We start from the raw sequence: 17,836 nt of genomic DNA, 5'->3' as shown, positions 1-17,836 counted from the left end.
CCAGACCACCAGACCCTGCGCCTCACATCCTAACCAAGGTCAGGTTGCAGCTCCGCGTCACGCACCAAGCGTTCAAGCGCGACCAGGTCCGGCACCCGCGCCACCTGCTCGCCCACCTGCACCGCCGCCAACTCCAGCCTGCCCAGCGCTACATCCACGTAGTTCAGCTGGCTGTCGAGCTTGCACGAGCGCGGAATGCCCTGCAGCAACAGCGCCAGGTACCGCAAACCGGTATCGCCCAAGGCATTGAGCACCACCACGCGAGCCCGCTCCCCGCACGGCGTCTCACCACCGCACGCGGCCTCGAAACCGATCAACGGCAGGCGTTGCTGGCGCCAGTCGATCCACCCCAGGTGCCAGGCGGGGTCGCCGTGCTGGCACACCAGGTTACGCTGCCCGCTCAACTCGGCCACCGCCACGTTGGGCAACACCAGCGTGCGGTCCCCCATCGGCAGCAACAGCCCGGTCAGGCTACTGCGCTGGCCGGAAATCAATTCAAGCATGGGTTTGGCTCCAATGGGCAATGCTCTGCAACAGCAGCGATTCCTGGTACGGCTTGCCCAGGTATTCGTTGACGCCGATGGCCATGGCGCGGTCCCGGTGCTTCTGCCCGGTGCGCGAGGTGATCATGATAATCGGCAAGTCTTTGAGCCGTGCGTCACGGCGGATGCGTGTGGCCACCTCGAAGCCGTCCATCCGCGGCATCTCGATGTCCAGCAATAACACGTCGGGCCGGTGCTCTTCCAGCAGGGCCATGGCATCGACGCCATCCTTGGCCGTGAGCACGCTCATGCCGTGGCGCTCCAGCAGGCGGCTGGTCACCTTGCGTACGGTCACCGAATCGTCCACCACCATGACCAGCAAGGCACGGCGCGGTGCCGGGCCAAGCAACTGGCGTTGGCTGCCGCCACCGGGCAGGCGGGCCAGCCGTCGCTGCTGGCCGCGCAGCTGGCCCAGCAGGTCAAGAATCAGTACCACCCGGCCATCGCCTAGCAGTGTCGCCCCCGATAGCCCGGCAACCGCAGCAAACTGCGGCCCCAGGCTTTTCACCACGATCTCGCGGCTGGGCGACAGGCTATCGGCCTGGATGGCGAACGACTGCTCCTTGGAATGCACCAACAGCACCGGCAACGGTACGCTCTGCCCCAGCAGCGCCGGGCGCGGCAGGCCTTGCAGCAATTCACCCAGGTAGCGCAGCTCGTATTCGTGGCCGGCATACACATAGCGGGGCGAGTCCAGCTGGTAGCACGCCGCAAGTTCGGCAGGTGGCACGCGGACGATGCCCTCGATGGTATTGAGCGGAATGGCGTATTGCTCTTCGCCCAGGTGCACCATCAGCGCACGGTTGATCGACACGGTGAACGGCAGGCGGATCAGAAAGCGCGCCCCTTTGCCCTGTGCCGACTCGATACTCATCGAGCCCCCCAGTTGCTTGACCTCCTCGTGCACCACATCCATGCCCAGCCCGCGCCCGGAAATCTGGGTGATCTTTTCGGCGGTGGAAAAGCCTGGCCGCAGGATGAACTGCAGGATCTCGTGGTCACTCAACTGCGCCTGCGGGTCCAGCAGGCCGCGCTTGATAGCCTTGTGCCGCACCGCTTCCAGTGGCACGCCGGCACCATCATCCGTCATTTCGATGACGATATCGGCGCCTTCATGCAGCAAATTCAGGTGAATGGTGCCCTGCTCCGGCTTGCCGGCGGCCAGGCGCATTGCGCGGCTTTCCAGGCCGTGGTCAACGGCATTGCGCAGCATATGCTCCAGCGGCGCCACCATACGCTCCAGCACGCTGCGGTCCAGTTCACCCTCGGCATTGCCAACTACCAATTCCACCTGCTTGCCCAGCTCGCTGGCCACCTGACGCACCACGCGCTGCAAGCGCGGCACCAGCCGTTCGAACGGCACCATCAGGGTGGCGGTCAGGCCCTCCTGCAACTGGCTGTTCACCCGCGCCTGCTGTTGCAGCAGGCTGTACGCCTCCTGAGCACGCTGAGCCAGGGTTTCCTTCAGATCCAGCAGGTCCGAGGCAGACTCGAAGAGGGCCCGTGACAGCTGCTGCAGCTGGGAGTGGCGGTCCATTTCCAGAGGGTCGAAGTCGTCATAGGCATCGCCTTCGAACTGCTGCCGGCTGGAGATTCGTCCCTGGGTCTCCACATCCAGACGCAGCAACTGATCGCGCATGCGCTCAAGTGTGGTTTCCATCTCGTTGAGGGCGAACTGCGCGTCGTTGACCTGCTGCTCGATGCGCCCACGGATGATCGAGTGCTCGCCGGCCAGGTTACCCAGGTCGTCGAGCAGCTCGGCGTCGACCTTGACCATGTCACCCGGTGCCCGCTCTGGCGCTGCTGCCGGTGCTTCGGCGGTTGCAGCTTCTGGCGGTCCCTGGCCCGCGGCACTGTCTGTCAGTGCTGCACTGCTGAAGTTGCGAATGTAGTCGATCAGCGCCGTAGCGGCATGCAACGGCTGCCCCAGGCGGACGGCGTCAAGCATATGCGCCAATCGGTCGTGGCAGTTCTGCAGCAGGGCGAACAGTGGCGCGCTTGGCGGCAATCTGCCGGCAGCCAGCAGCTCGTAGAGAAACTCCAGTTCGTGGGCCAGGTCACCGATCGGGGTAATTTCGACCATGCGCGCCACGCCCTTGAGGGTGTGCAGGTCGCGCATCAGGTTGTCCACCTCGACGCTGCTGCGCGGGTCGGCCTGCCATCGTGCCAAGGCCGCCGCGGCGCTTTCGACGATGTCCGAGCTTTCTTCCAGGAACACTTCCAGCAGCTCTTCGCCGGGGCTTTCCGGCGCCTCGGCAAGCGGCCCGGCCACCTCCGGTTGCAACGGCGGGTGTGGCAACCCCAGGGTATCGGACAGGTCCATGTCCGGGTGCAGTGGTGTGACCGTATCGATGCCCACCAGGCCGGTGGCATCTGGCGCCAGGGCCTGGTCCAGCAGGTTGCGCAGGCTGTCGACCAGCTCCGGGCGCGGCGGAATATCCTGCCCGGCGGCCACTTCGTCGAGCATGTCCAGCAGGGTCTCATGGGCCCGCTGCGCCTGGCTGAAGAAGCGGGCATCGGCAGGCAGGCTGCCCTCCTCCACAGCGCCATACAAGTCCAGCAACGCCTCGCACACCTCATCCATCTGCCACAGATCGGCCAGGTGCGCGGCATGCCCCAGGGTGGTCATCTGGTCGAGCAGGTTATCCAGTGCGTCACGCTGGGCGGGCTGTTGCTGCCAACGCGACAACAACGTCTCTGCATCGAGCAGAATGTCCATGGCCTGCGCCAGGAAGCTGGCGACCAACTGCGGATCATGCTTGCGGCGGCCGGCATGGTGCGGGTCTTCATGCAGGCTGGCCAGGCGGCCGTCCACTGCCTGGCCGACCTGTTCGATCAGTTCCGCGGCGCCGGGGATGGCGGCCAGTGGCGTGCTATCGAGTTGCGCCAAGCCCAGATGGAACAACGAGCGCGCAGCTTCCAGCCACTCCATCTCGGCCATTTGCAGTGGCAGTTGATGCCCCTTGTACTCACGGGCCAGGCGGTCGAAGGCAGTGGCCAGTTCAGCGATCGGCATCACCCCGGCCATGGCGGCACTGCCTTTGAGCGTGTGCAAGGCACGCTGCAAGTCATCGCTGACCGGCGTGTCGTGGCCACCGGCGCTTTGCAGATAAACCTCAAGACTGGCCAGATGCCCCTGCGCCTCGGTGCGAAAAATGCCCAGCAACTGCGGATCGAGGCCATCGACACCGGTAGCCGCCGGGGCATCGTTTTCGGCCAGGCTGTGCAGGTGCCCGGCCAATTGCTCGATTTCAGTCAGTTGCGGCAGTTGGCCGGCAGCAAAGTCGGCCAGCAGGTCAGGCAGGTGGACGAACACCTGCTGCAGCGCTACAGCCCCTTCCGGGCTGAGCACGCTGCGGCCCTCGAGTACCCGGTTCAGCAGGTGCTCGGCGCCCCAGGCCAGTTCAGCCACCGCCTCTGCATGTACCATGCGGCCGCTGCCTTTGAGTGTATGCAGCGCGCGACGCACTTCGCCCAGTGCCTCGCGTTGCTGGTTGTCGGCACGCCAGCGCAACCAGTGGCGCTCGATTTCCGGCAGCAGTTCGCCCGCCTCGTCCAGGAACACTTCACGAAGCTCGTCATCGATGCCATCGCCACTGCCGTCCTGGTCTGGGTTGGCCCCGACCACCGCGCACGGCACACCCAGTGCCGCCAAGCTGGCCCGTGCCATCTCGATAAAGGGTTGGCCATCGGCCAGCGGGTCGGCCGCCCGCCATTGCAGGTAGCATTCGGCAGCACTCAGTGCCTCGGCCAAGTGCGTCAGCTCATCAATCGGCGGCTCTTCCTCCAGGTGCTGCAACCAACGCTGCACATAGCTTGCGCAGCCGACAAACAGCTCGGCCACGGCGGGCAGCATCAACATGGCCAGCGCCCCGCGGATCTGCTGCAACAGCCCCGGCAAGGGCTGCAGGCGTTGCCGGGGCCAGTCGGACTCCAGGTAATCGCCGATCAGATCCTTGGCCTGCTGCAACACGTTCAGCGACTCATTCAGCACCAACTGGCGTATCTCAGCCAGGTCCGAGCCCGGCAAATTGCCTTGGCCGTTTTCCTCCAAAGGGCCGACCATGCCGTTCAGGGAGGCTTCCACGTACAACAGAGCCCCCGCCACATCCATCAACACCGCGTCGTCCACCGCCCGCTCGCCCTGAGCCAATGCCTGCAACGCCAGCACCTGGTCGATGATCACCCGCCGCGGTTGCTGAAAGCCCAGAACCGCCAGGGTGTCAGCCACGTGGCGCAACGGGGCCAGCAGCGCATCGAGCTGCTCGCGGTGCTGACGGTCGCCGCGCCCGAACTGGTCCAGGCGCTCCTTGATGCGCATCAAGTCATCGCACAGTGCAGTCACCACCGAACGCAGCGCATCGCGCCCCGACCCGGCCTGCAGTTGGTCACGCCAGTTGCCCAGCGACAAGTCGAGGTTGGCAAGGTCATCGTCACCCGCGAAGCGTTGGGCGGCACCGGTCATCAGGCTGGCCTGGGCCAGCGGTTCCTCCCCACGGCAGGCACGCAGCTGGTTGAGCAACGGCAGCATCACCAGCGGCAGGTCGTGGCGGGCACCGCGCAACCGCTCCAGGTACGAGGGCAACTGCTCCAGGCCGCGGAACAATGCACCCAGGCAATCACCCCGGGGGCTGACCTGGCCATCGGCCAAAGCCTTGGCAAACAGCTCCAGCTCCTCGGCCAGGCGCGTGGCGCCGCGCAGTTCGAGCATGCGCAGGCAGCCGTGCACCTGATGCAGGTTGTCGACCACGAAAGCCATCATCGAAAGGTCGCCCGTCTCGCCGGCAAAGCGCTCCAGCGCCTGCCTTGCCTGGCCCAGGCAATCGAGAATGGCGGCCTTGGTCCAGGCCAGTGCCACTGTTTCGTGACGCTCGGGGCTTACTGCAGACGCCATGGTCACTATTCCTCAACGCGGCTCGGTAGGTGGCGGCAGGGTGAATCCGGACACCGAACGGCGCATCTCGCTGGCCATGCGGGCCAGGTGGCGGATGCTGTCGGCGGTGGCACCAGAGCCGGCGGAGGTCTGCGCGGTAATCTGCTGGATCACCGCCATGGTGTGGGAGATCTGCCCGGCCGACGAAGTCTGCAACTGGGCAGCGTCAGAGATGCTGTGGATAAGGTCGGCGAGGTTCTGCGATACCCCTTCGATCTCGGCCAACGCCACCCCGGCATCCTGGGCCAGGCGTGCGCCACGCACCACTTCGGCGGTGGTCTGCTCCATGGAGATCACCGCTTCGTTGGTATCGGCCTGAATGGTACGCACCAGCGCCTCGATCTGGCGGGTGGCAGACGATGAGCGCTCGGCCAGGCGCTGCACCTCGTCGGCAACCACGGCAAACCCGCGGCCGGCTTCACCGGCCAACGACGCCTGGATGGCGGCATTCAAGGCAAGAATGTTGGTCTGGTCGGCAATGTCGTCGATCAGGCTTACGATGTCGCCGATTTCCTGAGAAGACTCGCCCAGACGCTTGATCCGCTTGGCGGTGTCCTGGATCTGCTCGCGAATGTTGTCCATGCCGTCGATGGTGTTGTGCACCACCTCGTTGCCCTTGTTGGCGATGGCCACCGAACGCTCGGCCACCTTGGCCGATTCGTAAGCATGCGCCGAAACCCGGTCGATCGACTCGACCATGTCACCCACCGCCTCGGACGCCTCGCTGATCTGTGCGGCCTGGTGCTCGGAGGCCTTGGCCAGTTGCCGCGCGGTGTTCTGCGTGTCCTGCACGGCGGCCGCGACCTGCACTGCACTGTGGTTGATGGTGGCGACCAGATCGCGCAACTGGTCCACGGAATAGTTGATCGAGTCGGCAATGGCGCCGGTGAAGTCTTCAGTCACCGATACGGTCACCGTCAGGTCGCCATCTGCCAGCTCTTCGATTTCGTCGAGCAGGCGCATGATGGCCTGCTGGTTGCGTTCGTTCTTTTCTGCGGTCTCGCGTAGTTGGCGGTTGGTGGTACGCACCATGACCAGGCCGATAAGGATGATCGAGGCCAGCGCCAGCAGGCCCAAGGCATAGCCGCCAACGGTGTCGAGGGTACGACCGCCGGCCAGGTTCTCGAAACCGTTCGCCAGGTGTGAAGCTTCGTCGAGCAGGGTTTGCGACAGGCTGAAGATGTTGCCCGCAGCCTCCCGCACACGGAACAGTTCGGGCGAGGTTTCGAGGATTTCATCCACCGAACCGGCAACGAACTGGAACAACTCGGCGATTTCGGCCAGCCGTGCGCGGGCGTCGGCGTCTTCGACACGGGTTACCTGGATCGTCGTATTGCCATTGAGCATGCCCTCCAGCACCTGGCCAAAGCGCCCGGCGTCACGGCCGAAGGCATCGGCCGCCTGCGCGGCGCTGTCGTCACCCGCCAGGACGGTGTTGACCGAGCCAAGAATACGTTCGGCCAGCAACAGTTGGCGTTGGGCCACTGCAACCTGGCTGGCCGGGGCACCGCTCTGCAGCAGGATCTCGACCACTTTTTCGTATTCCACCTGCAGCTGCGGCACGGTCTCGGCCAGGGTCGCTGCCACCTGGTGCAGCGACAGCACGGTCTGCTCGCTGGCCAGGATGATGTCGGTGTTCTTGCGCAGGTTTTCCCAGTCGCGGCGTACCGATTCCATCTCGTCACGCACCGAAGGCGGCGCAGGCGGCAGGCCAGTGGACTTGTCACCCTGGCGCAGGTAGCCCCAGCGCTGTTCGAAATCATTGCGCGCATCCGACAGCAGCTTGAAGGCCAGGGCCTTGCCAGTGGCCGCCTCGGTGGCGTTCTTGGCGATACGCTGCGACAGCACGCGCAGCTCGCCGGCATGGCCAATGTACTGCTTGTCGTAGTTGGATTGGGTATTCAGGTAAGCAAAGTTGGCGAACAGCAAGATGATCGAAAGGATCAGTATCAGGAACAGCACGGTGATCTGCGCGATGCTGCGGGTACGTGGGCTCACGGTGGTGGCAGTGACGGGGGTGGCAGGCTTGTTCACGTTCGCAGGTCCTATAACGCCACATCGAGAAAGCCCGGCGCCTGGGCCAGGGCAAAGGGGCTGAAGATCGCCCAGTTACGTTCACGCGGAAAATACCCCTGCACAAAGCGTGCAGCGGCAGCGATCAGAGGCTGCGGCGGCGACAACTGCAGGCTGTCGAGGGCAAAGTGCTGAAGGCCCAGCACCTCGTCGACCAGCAAGCCGACGAACAGGTCGTCGTGATCCAGCACCAGCACTCGCCGCTGCTTGCCCGGTGCGGCGTGGCCCAGGCCGAAGAAGCAGCTCAGGTCCATCACCGGCAACAGCCGGCCACGCAGGTTGGCCACCCCGCATACCCATGGCTGCACGCCGGGGACGCGGCTACTGCGCGGTTCGCGCAATACCTCGGCCACTTCGCCCATGGGCGCGACGAACCACTGCCCGGCAATGCGAAAGCCAATGCCGCTCCACTGCTGCACGCGGTTGTCCTGCGGCGGCTGGTCGGCGACCAGCAGGCGGCAGCGCCGGTCGATGTCCAGCAACAACTCAAAGGCGGTCAGCGACGCGCCTTGCGGGCGGGTGGTCAAGCCCCCAGCACTTCTTTGAGTTTGGCGATCAGCGCCTCCTCTTCCACCGGTTTGGTCAGGAAGTCACGGGCACCCTGGCGCGTGGCCCAGATACGGTCGGTTTCCTGGTCCTTGGTGGTTACCACGATCACTGGAATAGCGCTGGTGTCCGGGTCCTTGCTGAGCTGGCGGGTGGCCTGGAAGCCATTCATGCCAGGCATGACGATGTCCATCAGCACCGCGTCGGGCTTGTCCTGCCGGGCCAGGGCCACGCCGTCGGCACCGTTGCTGGCCTTGAGCACCTGGTAGCCGTGCTTTTCCAGCCATTCGGTCAATCTGTACATCTCTGTCGGCGAGTCGTCGACAATCAGAACTCGGGCCATGCTGTTTCCCCATCAGGAAAGTAGGACCGCGCCATGGCGGGGGCTCGGTCAGGGTGCGTGTTGTTGAGGTGCGGCAAACCCGGGCACATGGGCGCGGATCGCGTCGAGCAGTTCTTCCTTGCTGAACGGTTTGGTCAGAAACTGATCGGAACCGACCACTCGGCCGCGGGCCTTGTCGAACAGGCCATCGCGGGACGACAGCAGGATAACCGGGGTGTCCTTGAAGGCACTGTTGTGCTTGATTACCGCGCAGGTCTGGTAGCCGTCCAGGCGTGGCATCAGCACATCGACGAAAATGATGCTGGGCTGATGGTCGACGATCTTGGCCAGGGCATCGAAGCCATCGCTGGCGGTGATCACCTCGCAGCCCGCTTCACCGAGCAACATCTGCGCGGTGCGGCGGATCGTGCGGGAATCGTCGATCACCATCACCTTCAGGGGTTGTTCCATAGACGCCTACCAATAGGATTGAAGCCGCAAGTTGCAAGCGGCAAGCTGCAAGAAAGCAGCTCGGCGCATGGATGCTCTTTTCTTGAGGCTTGTAGCTCAAGGCTTGCAGCTGCATTTTTAGCATACTCCGGGTGGCCATTCCATCTGCCGCGCCCCTTGACCGTCGGCGTTCGCGGCGCCACCCTGAGCCACTTTTCTTTCGATCCACCGCGGCCACCTGCCGCCAAGAGGACCCCCCATGAGCGTTCGCCTCGGCATTGTGATGGACCCCATCGCGTCCATCTCCTACAAGAAGGACAGCTCGCTGGCCATGCTGCTGGCCGCCCAGGCACGCGGCTGGAGCCTGTTCTACATGGAACAGCAAGACCTGTATCAGGGCGAAGGCAAGGCCCGCGCCCGCATGCGCCCGCTGAAGGTGTTTGCCGACCCGGCGCGCTGGTTCGAACTGGGCGAGGAGCAGGACAGCCCGCTGGCCGAACTGGACGTGATCCTGATGCGCAAGGACCCGCCCTTCGACATGGAGTTCGTCTATAGCACTTACCTGCTGGAACAAGCCGAGAACGACGGCGTACTGGTGGTAAACCGCCCGCAAAGCCTGCGCGACTGCAATGAGAAGATGTTCGCCACGCTGTTCCCTCAATGCACCACCCCGACCCTGGTCAGCCGCCGCCCGGACATCATTCGCGAATTCACCGCCAAGCATGCCGACGTGATCCTCAAGCCACTGGATGGCATGGGCGGTACGTCGATCTTCCGTCACCGGGCGGGCGACCCCAACCTGTCGGTGATCCTGGAAACCCTGACCGCACTGGGCACCCAGCAGATCATGGCCCAGGCCTACCTGCCGGCAATCAAGGACGGCGACAAGCGCATCCTGATGATCGACGGCGAGCCAGTGGACTATTGCCTGGCACGTATTCCGGCCAGCGGCGAAACCCGTGGCAACCTGGCCGCTGGCGGGCGTGGCGAAGCCCGCCCACTGACCGAGCGCGACCGCTGGATCGCCGCCCAGGTCGGCCCGACGCTGCGCGAGAAGGGCCTGCTGTTCGTTGGCCTGGACGTGATCGGCGACTACCTCACCGAAATCAACGTCACCAGCCCCACCTGCATCCGCGAAATCGATGCCGCCTACAACACCGATATCGGCGGCAAGCTGATGGATGCCATTGATCGCAAGCTCAAGGCACGCTGACAGCCAACGCGAAGTAAAGCCGTAGAGTGGGGTATGATGCCGGTCCTATTCGACTGAGCTGCTGCCCCGCCCTGCGGTTGCTGGATACCTGATGACGCTGCCCGCTGACGTCCCTGCCGACCTGCTGCCTCCCCGTGTTCGCCCTGCGGACCGGCTCGGCTTCACCCTGTTCCTGGCTGCGCTGGTGCACCTGGCGCTGATCCTCGGCGTCGGCTTCACCGTGGTCAAGCCTGCCGAAATCCGCCACACCATGGACATCACCCTGGCCACCTTCAAAAGCGAGAAACCGCCCGAGAAGGCTGACTTTCAGGCCCAGGACAACCAGCAAGGCAGCGGCACCCTGGACAAGAAGGCGGTGCCCAAGACCACCGAGCTGGCACCGTTCCAGGACAGCAAGATCAACAAGATCACCCCACCGCCTGCGGCCAGGCCCGAGGTGGTCCCACCCCCTCCTCCCAAAAAGTCGGCGGTGGTGACTACTGCGCCCAAGCCGCACAAGGTCGAACCCAAACCCAAGGAAAGCAAAGCACAGCCCAAGCCAGCCGCACCGGTGCCGGACTTCGACAGCTCGCAGCTGTCCAGCCAGATCGCCAGCCTGGAGGCAGAGCTGTCCAACGAGCAGCAGATGTACGCCAAGCGCCCGCGCATCCATCGCCTGAACGCCGCGTCGACCATGCGCGACAAGGGCGCCTGGTACAAGGAAGAGTGGCGCAAGAAGGTCGAGCGCGTGGGTAACCTGAACTATCCCGACGAAGCGCGCCGGCAGCAGATCTACGGCAACTTGCGCATGATGGTGTCGATCAACCGCGATGGCTCGCTGTACGAGGTGCTGGTGCTGGAATCATCCGGCCAGCCCGTGCTGGACCAGGCGGCGCAGCGCATCGTGCGGCTGGCGGCGCCGTTTGCACCGTTTACCGGGGACCTGGCCGAGTTCGACCGGCTGGAGATCATCCGCACCTGGCGCTTTGCCCGTGGGGACCGTTTGTCCAGTAACTGATTTTCTGCCTGTTCCGGCCCCTTCGCGGGCACGCCCCCTCCCACAGGTTGCTAACCGGCGCTGAAGCCTGTGGAGTACCGGTGGGAGCGGGCATGCCCATGAAGGAGCCGGCACAAGCGACACAAAGCCCACCTTGTCAGCCTCGCCACCTGGCGCCACACTATCCCCCATGAAAACCCTCGCACCGAGCTACCTCAAGCACCAGTTCCTGATCGCCATGCCGCACATGGCCGATCCGAACTTCGCCCAGACCCTCACGTACATCGTCGAGCACAATGAGCATGGCGCCATGGGCCTGGTGGTCAACCGACCACAGGAACTGAGCCTGGCCGACATCCTCGAGCAACTGCGCCCGGACGAAACGCCGCCGGCCAGCACCTTGCAGGTGCCGATCTACCAGGGGGGCCCGGTACAAACCGACCGCGGTTTCGTGTTGCACAGCAGCGAGTGCAGTTTCCAGGCCAGCGTGGCGCTGGAGGGGCTGTCGCTGACCACGTCACAGGACATATTGCTGGCTATCGCTGCCGGGGTAGGCCCTAAACAGAGCCTGATCACCTTGGGCTATGCCGGTTGGGAAGCGGGCCAACTGGAGGCGGAGCTGGCCGATAACGCCTGGCTGAACTGCCCGTTCGACCCGGACATTGTCTTCGGCATGGCCAGCGACCTGCGCCTGGAGGCTGCGGCCGCTAGCCTGGGGATCAACCTGCACCTGCTGACCAGCCAGGCGGGCCACGCCTGATGGCTGAACTACGCCTGCTGCTGGGCTTCGACTATGGCAGCAAACAGATTGGCGTGGCCGTCGGCCAGGTGATTACCGGCCAGGCCCGCGAACTGTGCACCCTGAAGGCGCAGAACGGCGTACCGGACTGGGCCCAGGTGGAAAAGCTGATTGCCGAATGGAAGCCAGATGCCATTGTCGTCGGCCTGCCGCTGAACATGGACGGCACGCCCAGCGAAATGAGCGCCCGCGCCGAAAAATTCGCCCGCCGCCTGAACGGCCGCTTCAACCTGCCCGTGCACACGCACGACGAGCGCCTGACCACCTTCGAGGCCAAAGGCGAGCGCATGGCCCGTGGCGGCCAGCGTGGCAGCTACCGCGACAACCCGGTCGATGCCATTGCCGCTGCCCTGTTGCTGCAAGGCTGGCTGGAGGCCAATACCTGATCATCTTTGCCGCCGGGCCCACCCGGCGCACCCTTCCGAGGAGCCCGCAATGAGCCTACCCAATCCCGCCGAGCTGATCCGGCAGATGGCTGTCGACCTTCGTGCCCACCTGGCGCGCCGGGCAATCACCGAGCCCCGTTACATCGGTATCCGCACCGGCGGCGTCTGGGTTGCCCAGGCCCTGCAGGAAGCCATGGGCGACACCAGCCCCATGGGTACTCTGGACGTATCGTTCTACCGCGACGACTTCAGCCAGAACGGCCTGCACCCGCAAGTGCGTCCGTCCGAGTTGCCGTTCGAAGTCGAAGGCCAGCACCTGGTGCTGGTGGACGACGTGCTGATGAGCGGTCGTACCATCCGCGCGGCGCTCAACGAACTGTTCGATTACGGCCGCCCGGCCAGCGTTACCCTGGTCTGCCTGCTGGACCTGGATGCCGGCGAACTGCCGATTCGCCCGAACGTGCTCGGCGCCACCCTGTCGCTGGCCGCCCATGAACGGGTAAAATTGACCGGACCCGCACCGCTCGCCCTCGAGCGCCAGGACCTCGCCTCCGCTTCCGCCCTTTAAGAGTCCCCCGCGATGACGCCAATCGACGCCAAGCGCCCGCTGCAGCTCAATGATCAGGGCCAGCTGCGCCACTTTCTCTCGCTTGACGGTTTGCCCCGCGAACTGCTCACCGAGATCCTCGACACCGCCGACTCCTTCCTGGAAGTCGGCGCCCGGGCTGTGAAAAAAGTCCCGTTGCTGCGCGGCAAGACTGTGTGCAACGTGTTCTTCGAGAACTCGACCCGTACCCGTACCACCTTCGAACTGGCAGCCCAGCGCCTGTCAGCCGACGTAATCAGCCTGAACGTGTCGACCTCCTCGACCAGCAAGGGCGAGACACTGTTCGACACCCTGCGCAACCTGGAGGCCATGGCCGCCGACATGTTCGTCGTACGCCACTCCGACTCCGGCGCCGCGCACTTCATCGCCGAGCACGTGTGCCCGGAAGTGGCCGTGATCAACGGCGGCGACGGCCGCCACGCGCACCCGACCCAGGGCATGCTCGACATGCTCACCATCCGCCGCCACAAAGGCAGCTTCGAGAACCTGTCCGTGGCCATCGTCGGCGACATCCTGCACTCGCGTGTGGCCCGTTCCGACATGCTCGCGCTGAAAGCACTGGGTTGCCCGGACATCCGCGTGATCGGCCCGAAAACCCTGATCCCGATCGGTATCGAGCAGTACGGCGTAAAGGTCTACACCGACCTCGCCGAAGGCCTGAAAGACGTCGACGTGGTGATCATGCTGCGCCTGCAGCGTGAGCGTATGGCCGGTGGCCTGCTCCCCAGCGAAGGCGAGTTCTACCGTCTGTTCGGCCTGACGACCGCACGCCTGGCCGCAGCCAAGCCTGACGCCATCGTCATGCACCCGGGCCCGATCAACCGTGGCGTGGAAATCGAGTCGGCGGTTGCCGACGGCAAGCACTCGGTGATCCTCAACCAGGTCACCTACGGCATCGCCGTGCGCATGGCCGTGCTGTCCATGGCCATGAGCGGGCAGAACGCGCAACGTCAATTCGACCAGGAGAACGCCCAGTGACCATCAGTATTCTCGGCGCCCGGGTCATCGACCCCAACAGCGGCCTGGACCAGGTCACCGACCTGCACCTGGACGGCGGCCGTATTGCCGCCATCGGTGCCGCACCGGCCGGTTTCAGCGCCAGCCGCACGATCCAGGCTGATGGCCTGGTCGCTGCGCCCGGCCTGGTCGACCTGGGCGTGTCCCTGCGCGAGCCGGGTTACAGCCGCAAAGGCAACATCGCCAGTGAAACCCGCGCGGCCGTTGCCGGTGGTGTCACCAGCCTGTGCTGCCCGCCGCAGACCAAGCCGGTGCTGGACACATCGGCAGTGGCCGAGCTTATCCTCGACCGCGCCCGCGAGGCGGCCAACAGCAAGGTCTACCCGGTTGGCGCCCTGACCAAGGGCCTGGAGGGCGAGCAACTGGCTGAGCTGGTGGCCCTGCGTGACACCGGTTGCGTAGCGTTTGGCAACGGCCTGAAGGAAATCCCCAACAACCGTACCCTGGCCCGTGCTCTGGAGTATGCCGCCACCTTCGACCTGACGGTGGTGTTCCACTCCCAGGACCGCGATCTGGCCCAAGGCGGCCTGGCCCACGAAGGAGCCATGGCCAGCTTCCTCGGCCTGCCAGGCATCCCGGAAAGCGCCGAAACCGTGGCCCTGGCGCGCAACCTGCTGCTGGTGGAACAAAGCGGCGTGCGTGCGCACTTCAGCCAGATCACCAGTGCCCGTGGCGCGCGGCTGATCGCCCAGGCCCAGGCCTTGGGCCTGCCGGTGACCGCCGATGTAGCGCTATACCAGCTGATCCTCACGGACGAGTCGCTGCGCGAGTTTTCCAGCCTGTACCACGTGCAGCCGCCACTGCGCACCGCTGCCGACCGTGACGGATTGCGCGAGGCGGTGAAGTCGGGGGTGATCCAGGCGATCTCCAGCCACCACCAGCCGCACGAGCGCGACGCCAAGCTGGCCCCATTCGGCGCCACCGAGCCAGGTATCAGCAGCGTCGAGTTGCTGCTGCCACTGGCCATGACCCTGGTGCAGGACGGCCTGCTCGACCTGCCGACCTTGCTGGCCCGTCTGAGCAGCGGCCCGGCTGCCGCCCTGCGCCTGCCGGCCGGTGAGCTGAAAGTGGGTGGCGCGGCCGACCTGGTGCTGTTCGACCCGCAAGCGTCCACCGTTGCTGGCGAACAATGGTTCTCCCGTGGCGAGAACTGCCCGTTCATCGGCCACTGCCTGCCGGGCGCGGTGCGTTATACCTTGGTCGATGGCCACGTTTGCCACGAGGCCTGAGTAACATGCTTCGCGGGCACGCCCGCTCCCACAGGATCACCACAATTCCAAGGCATGTGGTAACCCTGTGGGAGCGGGCATGCCCGCGAATGCCTTCACATAGTCCCCCCGCCAAGCGCGACCATTCATCCCCCCCGGTTGAAATCCTTCCCCCCACCCCCATATGAGTCTGCATCAGGCACTTTCGCCCCGCTGCGTGGAGACTCTCCCCTTGACCACAATCGTTTCTGTCCGCCGTAACGGCAAAGTCGTCATGGGCGGCGACGGCCAGGTATCCCTTGGCAACACCGTGATGAAAGGCAACGCCAAGAAGGTGCGCCGCCTGTACCACGGCCAGGTCATCGCGGGCTTCGCCGGCGCTACCGCCGACGCTTTCACCCTGTTCGAGCGCTTTGAAGGTCAGCTGGAAAAACACCAGGGCCACCTGGTACGCGCCGCCGTCGAGCTGGCCAAGGAATGGCGTACCGACCGCTCCCTGAGCCGCCTGGAAGCCATGCTGGCCGTGGCCAACAAGGATGCATCCCTGATCATCACCGGCAACGGTGACGTGGTCGAACCCGAAGATGGCCTGATCGCCATGGGTTCCGGCGGTGCCTATGCCCAGGCCGCAGCCCGTGCCCTGCTGAACAAGACCGACCTCTCGGCCCGCGAAATCGCCGAGACCGCCCTGAACATCGCCGGCGACATCTGCGTGTTCACCAACCACAACCTGACCATCGAGGAGCAGGACCTGGCCGACTGATTCAGCTGTTCTGGCGCCCCTTCCCGATGAAGGGGCTTTTCCACGCTGACTCACCTGCCCAAGGACCGTATTGATCATGTCCATGACCCCCCGCGAGATCGTCCACGAACTCAACCGCCACATCATCGGCCAGGACGACGCCAAGCGCGCCGTGGCCATTGCCCTGCGCAACCGCTGGCGGCGTATGCAGCTCCCTGCCGAGCTGCGTGCCGAAGTCACCCCCAAGAATATCCTGATGATCGGCCCTACCGGCGTCGGCAAGACCGAAATCGCCCGCCGGCTGGCCAAACTGGCCAACGCGCCGTTCCTCAAGGTCGAGGCCACCAAGTTCACCGAAGTGGGCTACGTGGGCCGCGACGTCGAGTCGATCATCCGTGACCTGGCCGATGCCGCGCTGAAGATGTTGCGCGAGCAGGAAATCATCCGCGTGCGCCACCGCGCCGAAGACGCCGCCGAAGACCGCATCCTCGACGCCCTGCTGCCCCAGGCGCGCGTCACCAGCTTCAGCGAAGAAGCCGCACAGACCAGCAGCGACTCCAACACCCGCCAGCTGTTCCGCAAGCGCCTGCGTGAAGGCCAGCTGGACGACAAGGAAATCGAGATCGAAGTGGCCGATGCCGTCGGTGTCGAAATTGCTGCGCCGCCCGGCATGGAAGAAATGACCAACCAGCTGCAGAGCCTGTTTGCCAACATGGGCAAGGGCAAGCGCAAAGCGCGCAAGCTGAAGGTGAAAGAAGCGCTGAAGATGGTTCGTGATGAAGAAGCGAGCCGCCTGGTCAACGAGGAAGAGCTCAAGGCCAAGGCCCTGGAAGCGGTCGAACAGCACGGCATCGTGTTCATCGACGAGATCGACAAGGTTGCCAAGCGTGGCAACGTTGGCGGTGCCGACGTATCCCGCGAAGGCGTACAGCGCGACCTGCTGCCGCTGATCGAAGGCTGCACCGTCAACACCAAGCTGGGCATGGTCAAGACCGACCACATTCTGTTCATTGCCTCGGGTGCCTTCCACCTGAGCAAGCCGAGCGACCTGGTGCCCGAGCTGCAAGGCCGCCTGCCGATCCGTGTCGAGCTGAAGGCACTGACCCCGGAAGACTTCGAGCGCATCCTGCAAGAGCCACACGCGTCGCTGACCGAGCAGTACCAGGCATTGCTGAAGACCGAAGGCCTGAACATCGAGTTCCTCGCCGACGGCATCAAGCGCCTGGCCGAGATTGCCTACCAGGTCAACGAGAAAACCGAAAACATCGGTGCACGCCGCCTGCACACCCTGCTCGAGCGCTTGCTCGAAGAGGTGTCGTTCAGTGCGGGCGACCTGGCCAGCACCCATGACGAAGCGCCGATCCAGATCGACGCGGCGTATGTGAACAGCCACCTCGGTGAGCTGGCACAGAACGAAGACCTGTCGCGTTACATTCTGTAAGACCGGTTTCGACTGTTTCGCGGGCAAGCCCGCTCCTACACGCGCCACCCCATCCCATGGGCCTGTGGTGATCCGTGCAGGGGCGGGCTTGCCCGCGAAGAGGCCCTTGAATCCCTCCCCCATAAGCTGGAAGCTGTGCTTCATCAGCTCCCGAGAGATTCTGCCCATGGCCCGCCTGCCTACCGCCATCAACCTGCACAAAGCCTCCAAAACCCTCAGCCTCACCTACGCCCCTGGCGAGGTCTACCACCTGCCCGCCGAATTCCTGCGCGTGCACTCTCCCTCCGCCGAGGTCCAGGGCCACGGCAATCCCATCCTGCAGTTCGGCAAGATCAACGTGGGCCTCAGTGGCCTGGAACCTGCCGGCCAATATGCACTGAAACTGATCTTCGACGACGGTCATGACAGCGGTTTGTTCACCTGGGAATACCTTGAGCAACTGTGCCTGCGCCAGGAGCAACTGTGGGCGGAATACCTCGACGAGTTGCACAAGGCCGGCAAATCCCGCGACCCAGCCGAATCTGTGGTCAAGCTCATGCTCTAGCGCAAGGCCTGCGGGGTTTAGAGCGCATTTTCTAAAT

At 64.6% G+C, this 17,836-nt stretch carries 16 protein-coding genes; 10 read left to right on the top strand and 6 right to left on the bottom strand.

What is annotated here, in order from left to right:
• Positions 1-29: 29 nt before the first annotated feature.
• From ACF8GF_RS04330 to ACF8GF_RS04305, 6 genes are read right to left on the bottom strand one after another with little or no spacing between them, the layout of a single operon-like run.
• Positions 30-503, bottom strand: a complete 474-nt coding sequence (locus tag ACF8GF_RS04330; protein WP_176683070.1) for a chemotaxis protein CheW — start codon at positions 501-503, stop codon at positions 30-32.
• A complete protein-coding gene (locus ACF8GF_RS04325; protein ID WP_392487580.1) occupies positions 496-5,436 on the bottom strand; it encodes an Hpt domain-containing protein in 4,941 nt (1,646 codons plus the stop codon). The genes ACF8GF_RS04330 and ACF8GF_RS04325 overlap by 8 nt, the downstream gene beginning before the upstream one ends.
• 12 nt (positions 5,437-5,448) lie before the next feature.
• Entirely contained in the window at positions 5,449-7,473 is a 2,025-nt protein-coding gene (locus tag ACF8GF_RS04320) for a methyl-accepting chemotaxis protein (RefSeq protein ID WP_339444141.1), read from the bottom strand.
• A gap of 47 nt (positions 7,474-7,520) precedes the next feature.
• Positions 7,521-8,075: a chemotaxis protein CheW gene (locus ACF8GF_RS04315; protein ID WP_176683067.1), complete on the bottom strand. Its 555-nt coding sequence runs from the start codon at positions 8,073-8,075 to the stop codon at positions 7,521-7,523.
• Entirely contained in the window at positions 8,072-8,437 is a 366-nt protein-coding gene (gene pilH, locus ACF8GF_RS04310) for a twitching motility response regulator PilH (protein WP_003249327.1), read from the bottom strand. The genes ACF8GF_RS04315 and pilH overlap by 4 nt, the downstream gene beginning before the upstream one ends.
• A 48-nt stretch (positions 8,438-8,485) precedes the next feature.
• Positions 8,486-8,887, bottom strand: coding sequence for a PleD family two-component system response regulator (locus tag ACF8GF_RS04305; RefSeq protein ID WP_010955560.1), 402 nt, complete (start codon positions 8,885-8,887; stop codon positions 8,486-8,488).
• A gap of 238 nt (positions 8,888-9,125) precedes the next feature.
• Between ACF8GF_RS04305 and gshB the strand changes: the two genes are divergently transcribed.
• From gshB to ACF8GF_RS04255, 10 genes are all read left to right on the top strand, one after another.
• Entirely contained in the window at positions 9,126-10,079 is a 954-nt protein-coding gene (gshB, locus tag ACF8GF_RS04300; protein ID WP_010955561.1) for a glutathione synthase, read from the top strand.
• A gap of 91 nt (positions 10,080-10,170) precedes the next feature.
• Positions 10,171-11,076 carry an energy transducer TonB gene (locus ACF8GF_RS04295; RefSeq protein WP_176683066.1) on the top strand — a complete coding sequence of 302 codons (906 nt, stop codon included), beginning with the start codon at positions 10,171-10,173 and terminating at the stop codon, positions 11,074-11,076.
• Positions 11,077-11,245: 169 nt separating this feature from the next.
• The gene (locus tag ACF8GF_RS04290) at positions 11,246-11,815 is read left to right on the top strand and encodes a YqgE/AlgH family protein (protein WP_021783751.1); all 570 of its coding nucleotides are present in this window, start codon (positions 11,246-11,248) and stop codon (positions 11,813-11,815) included.
• The gene (gene ruvX, locus ACF8GF_RS04285; RefSeq protein WP_003249316.1) at positions 11,815-12,240 is read left to right on the top strand and encodes a Holliday junction resolvase RuvX; all 426 of its coding nucleotides are present in this window, start codon (positions 11,815-11,817) and stop codon (positions 12,238-12,240) included. Before ACF8GF_RS04290 ends, ruvX begins: the two co-directional genes overlap by 1 nt.
• 49 nt (positions 12,241-12,289) lie before the next feature.
• The gene (gene pyrR / locus ACF8GF_RS04280) at positions 12,290-12,808 is read left to right on the top strand and encodes a bifunctional pyr operon transcriptional regulator/uracil phosphoribosyltransferase PyrR (protein WP_176683065.1); all 519 of its coding nucleotides are present in this window, start codon (positions 12,290-12,292) and stop codon (positions 12,806-12,808) included.
• A gap of 12 nt (positions 12,809-12,820) precedes the next feature.
• Positions 12,821-13,825: an aspartate carbamoyltransferase catalytic subunit gene (locus tag ACF8GF_RS04275; RefSeq protein WP_021783749.1), complete on the top strand. Its 1,005-nt coding sequence runs from the start codon at positions 12,821-12,823 to the stop codon at positions 13,823-13,825.
• Positions 13,822-15,093, top strand: coding sequence for a dihydroorotase (locus ACF8GF_RS04270; protein ID WP_103469608.1), 1,272 nt, complete (start codon positions 13,822-13,824; stop codon positions 15,091-15,093). The genes ACF8GF_RS04275 and ACF8GF_RS04270 overlap by 4 nt, the downstream gene beginning before the upstream one ends.
• A gap of 211 nt (positions 15,094-15,304) precedes the next feature.
• Complete coding sequence (gene hslV / locus ACF8GF_RS04265) at positions 15,305-15,835, top strand: ATP-dependent protease subunit HslV (protein WP_003249309.1); 531 nt, start codon at positions 15,305-15,307, stop codon at positions 15,833-15,835.
• A gap of 76 nt (positions 15,836-15,911) precedes the next feature.
• Positions 15,912-17,255 carry an ATP-dependent protease ATPase subunit HslU gene (gene hslU / locus ACF8GF_RS04260; RefSeq protein ID WP_003249308.1) on the top strand — a complete coding sequence of 448 codons (1,344 nt, stop codon included), beginning with the start codon at positions 15,912-15,914 and terminating at the stop codon, positions 17,253-17,255.
• Positions 17,256-17,421: 166 nt separating this feature from the next.
• Positions 17,422-17,799, top strand: coding sequence for a gamma-butyrobetaine hydroxylase-like domain-containing protein (locus tag ACF8GF_RS04255; protein WP_392460898.1), 378 nt, complete (start codon positions 17,422-17,424; stop codon positions 17,797-17,799).
• Positions 17,800-17,836 lie beyond the last annotated feature (37 nt).

It is taken from the genome of Pseudomonas sp. yb_5, assembly GCF_043103865.1.
In the GTDB taxonomy this organism is placed as follows: Bacteria; Pseudomonadota; Gammaproteobacteria; order Pseudomonadales; family Pseudomonadaceae; genus Aquipseudomonas; species Aquipseudomonas putida_Y.
This window is presented reverse-complemented; position numbering and strand designations above follow the sequence as displayed.

Bases quoted from the DNA above. Each gene is read 5' to 3' on its own strand.
- ACF8GF_RS04295 (WP_176683066.1), top strand. From the start codon at position 10,171: ATGACGCTGCCCGCTGACGTCCCTGCCGACCTGCTGCCTCCCCGTGTT.
- ruvX (WP_003249316.1), top strand. From the start codon at position 11,815: ATGGCTGAACTACGCCTGCTGCTGGGCTTCGACTATGGCAGCAAACAG.
- pyrR (WP_176683065.1), top strand. From the start codon at position 12,290: ATGAGCCTACCCAATCCCGCCGAGCTGATCCGGCAGATGGCTGTCGAC.
- ACF8GF_RS04305 (WP_010955560.1), bottom strand. From the start codon at position 8,887: ATGGAACAACCCCTGAAGGTGATGGTGATCGACGATTCCCGCACGATC.
- hslU (WP_003249308.1), top strand. From the start codon at position 15,912: ATGTCCATGACCCCCCGCGAGATCGTCCACGAACTCAACCGCCACATC.
- ACF8GF_RS04275 (WP_021783749.1), top strand. From the start codon at position 12,821: ATGACGCCAATCGACGCCAAGCGCCCGCTGCAGCTCAATGATCAGGGC.
- ACF8GF_RS04330 (WP_176683070.1), bottom strand. From the start codon at position 503: ATGCTTGAATTGATTTCCGGCCAGCGCAGTAGCCTGACCGGGCTGTTG.
- ACF8GF_RS04290 (WP_021783751.1), top strand. From the start codon at position 11,246: ATGAAAACCCTCGCACCGAGCTACCTCAAGCACCAGTTCCTGATCGCC.
- gshB (WP_010955561.1), top strand. From the start codon at position 9,126: ATGAGCGTTCGCCTCGGCATTGTGATGGACCCCATCGCGTCCATCTCC.
- ACF8GF_RS04325 (WP_392487580.1), bottom strand. From the start codon at position 5,436: ATGGCGTCTGCAGTAAGCCCCGAGCGTCACGAAACAGTGGCACTGGCC.
- ACF8GF_RS04255 (WP_392460898.1), top strand. From the start codon at position 17,422: ATGGCCCGCCTGCCTACCGCCATCAACCTGCACAAAGCCTCCAAAACC.
- pilH (WP_003249327.1), bottom strand. From the start codon at position 8,437: ATGGCCCGAGTTCTGATTGTCGACGACTCGCCGACAGAGATGTACAGA.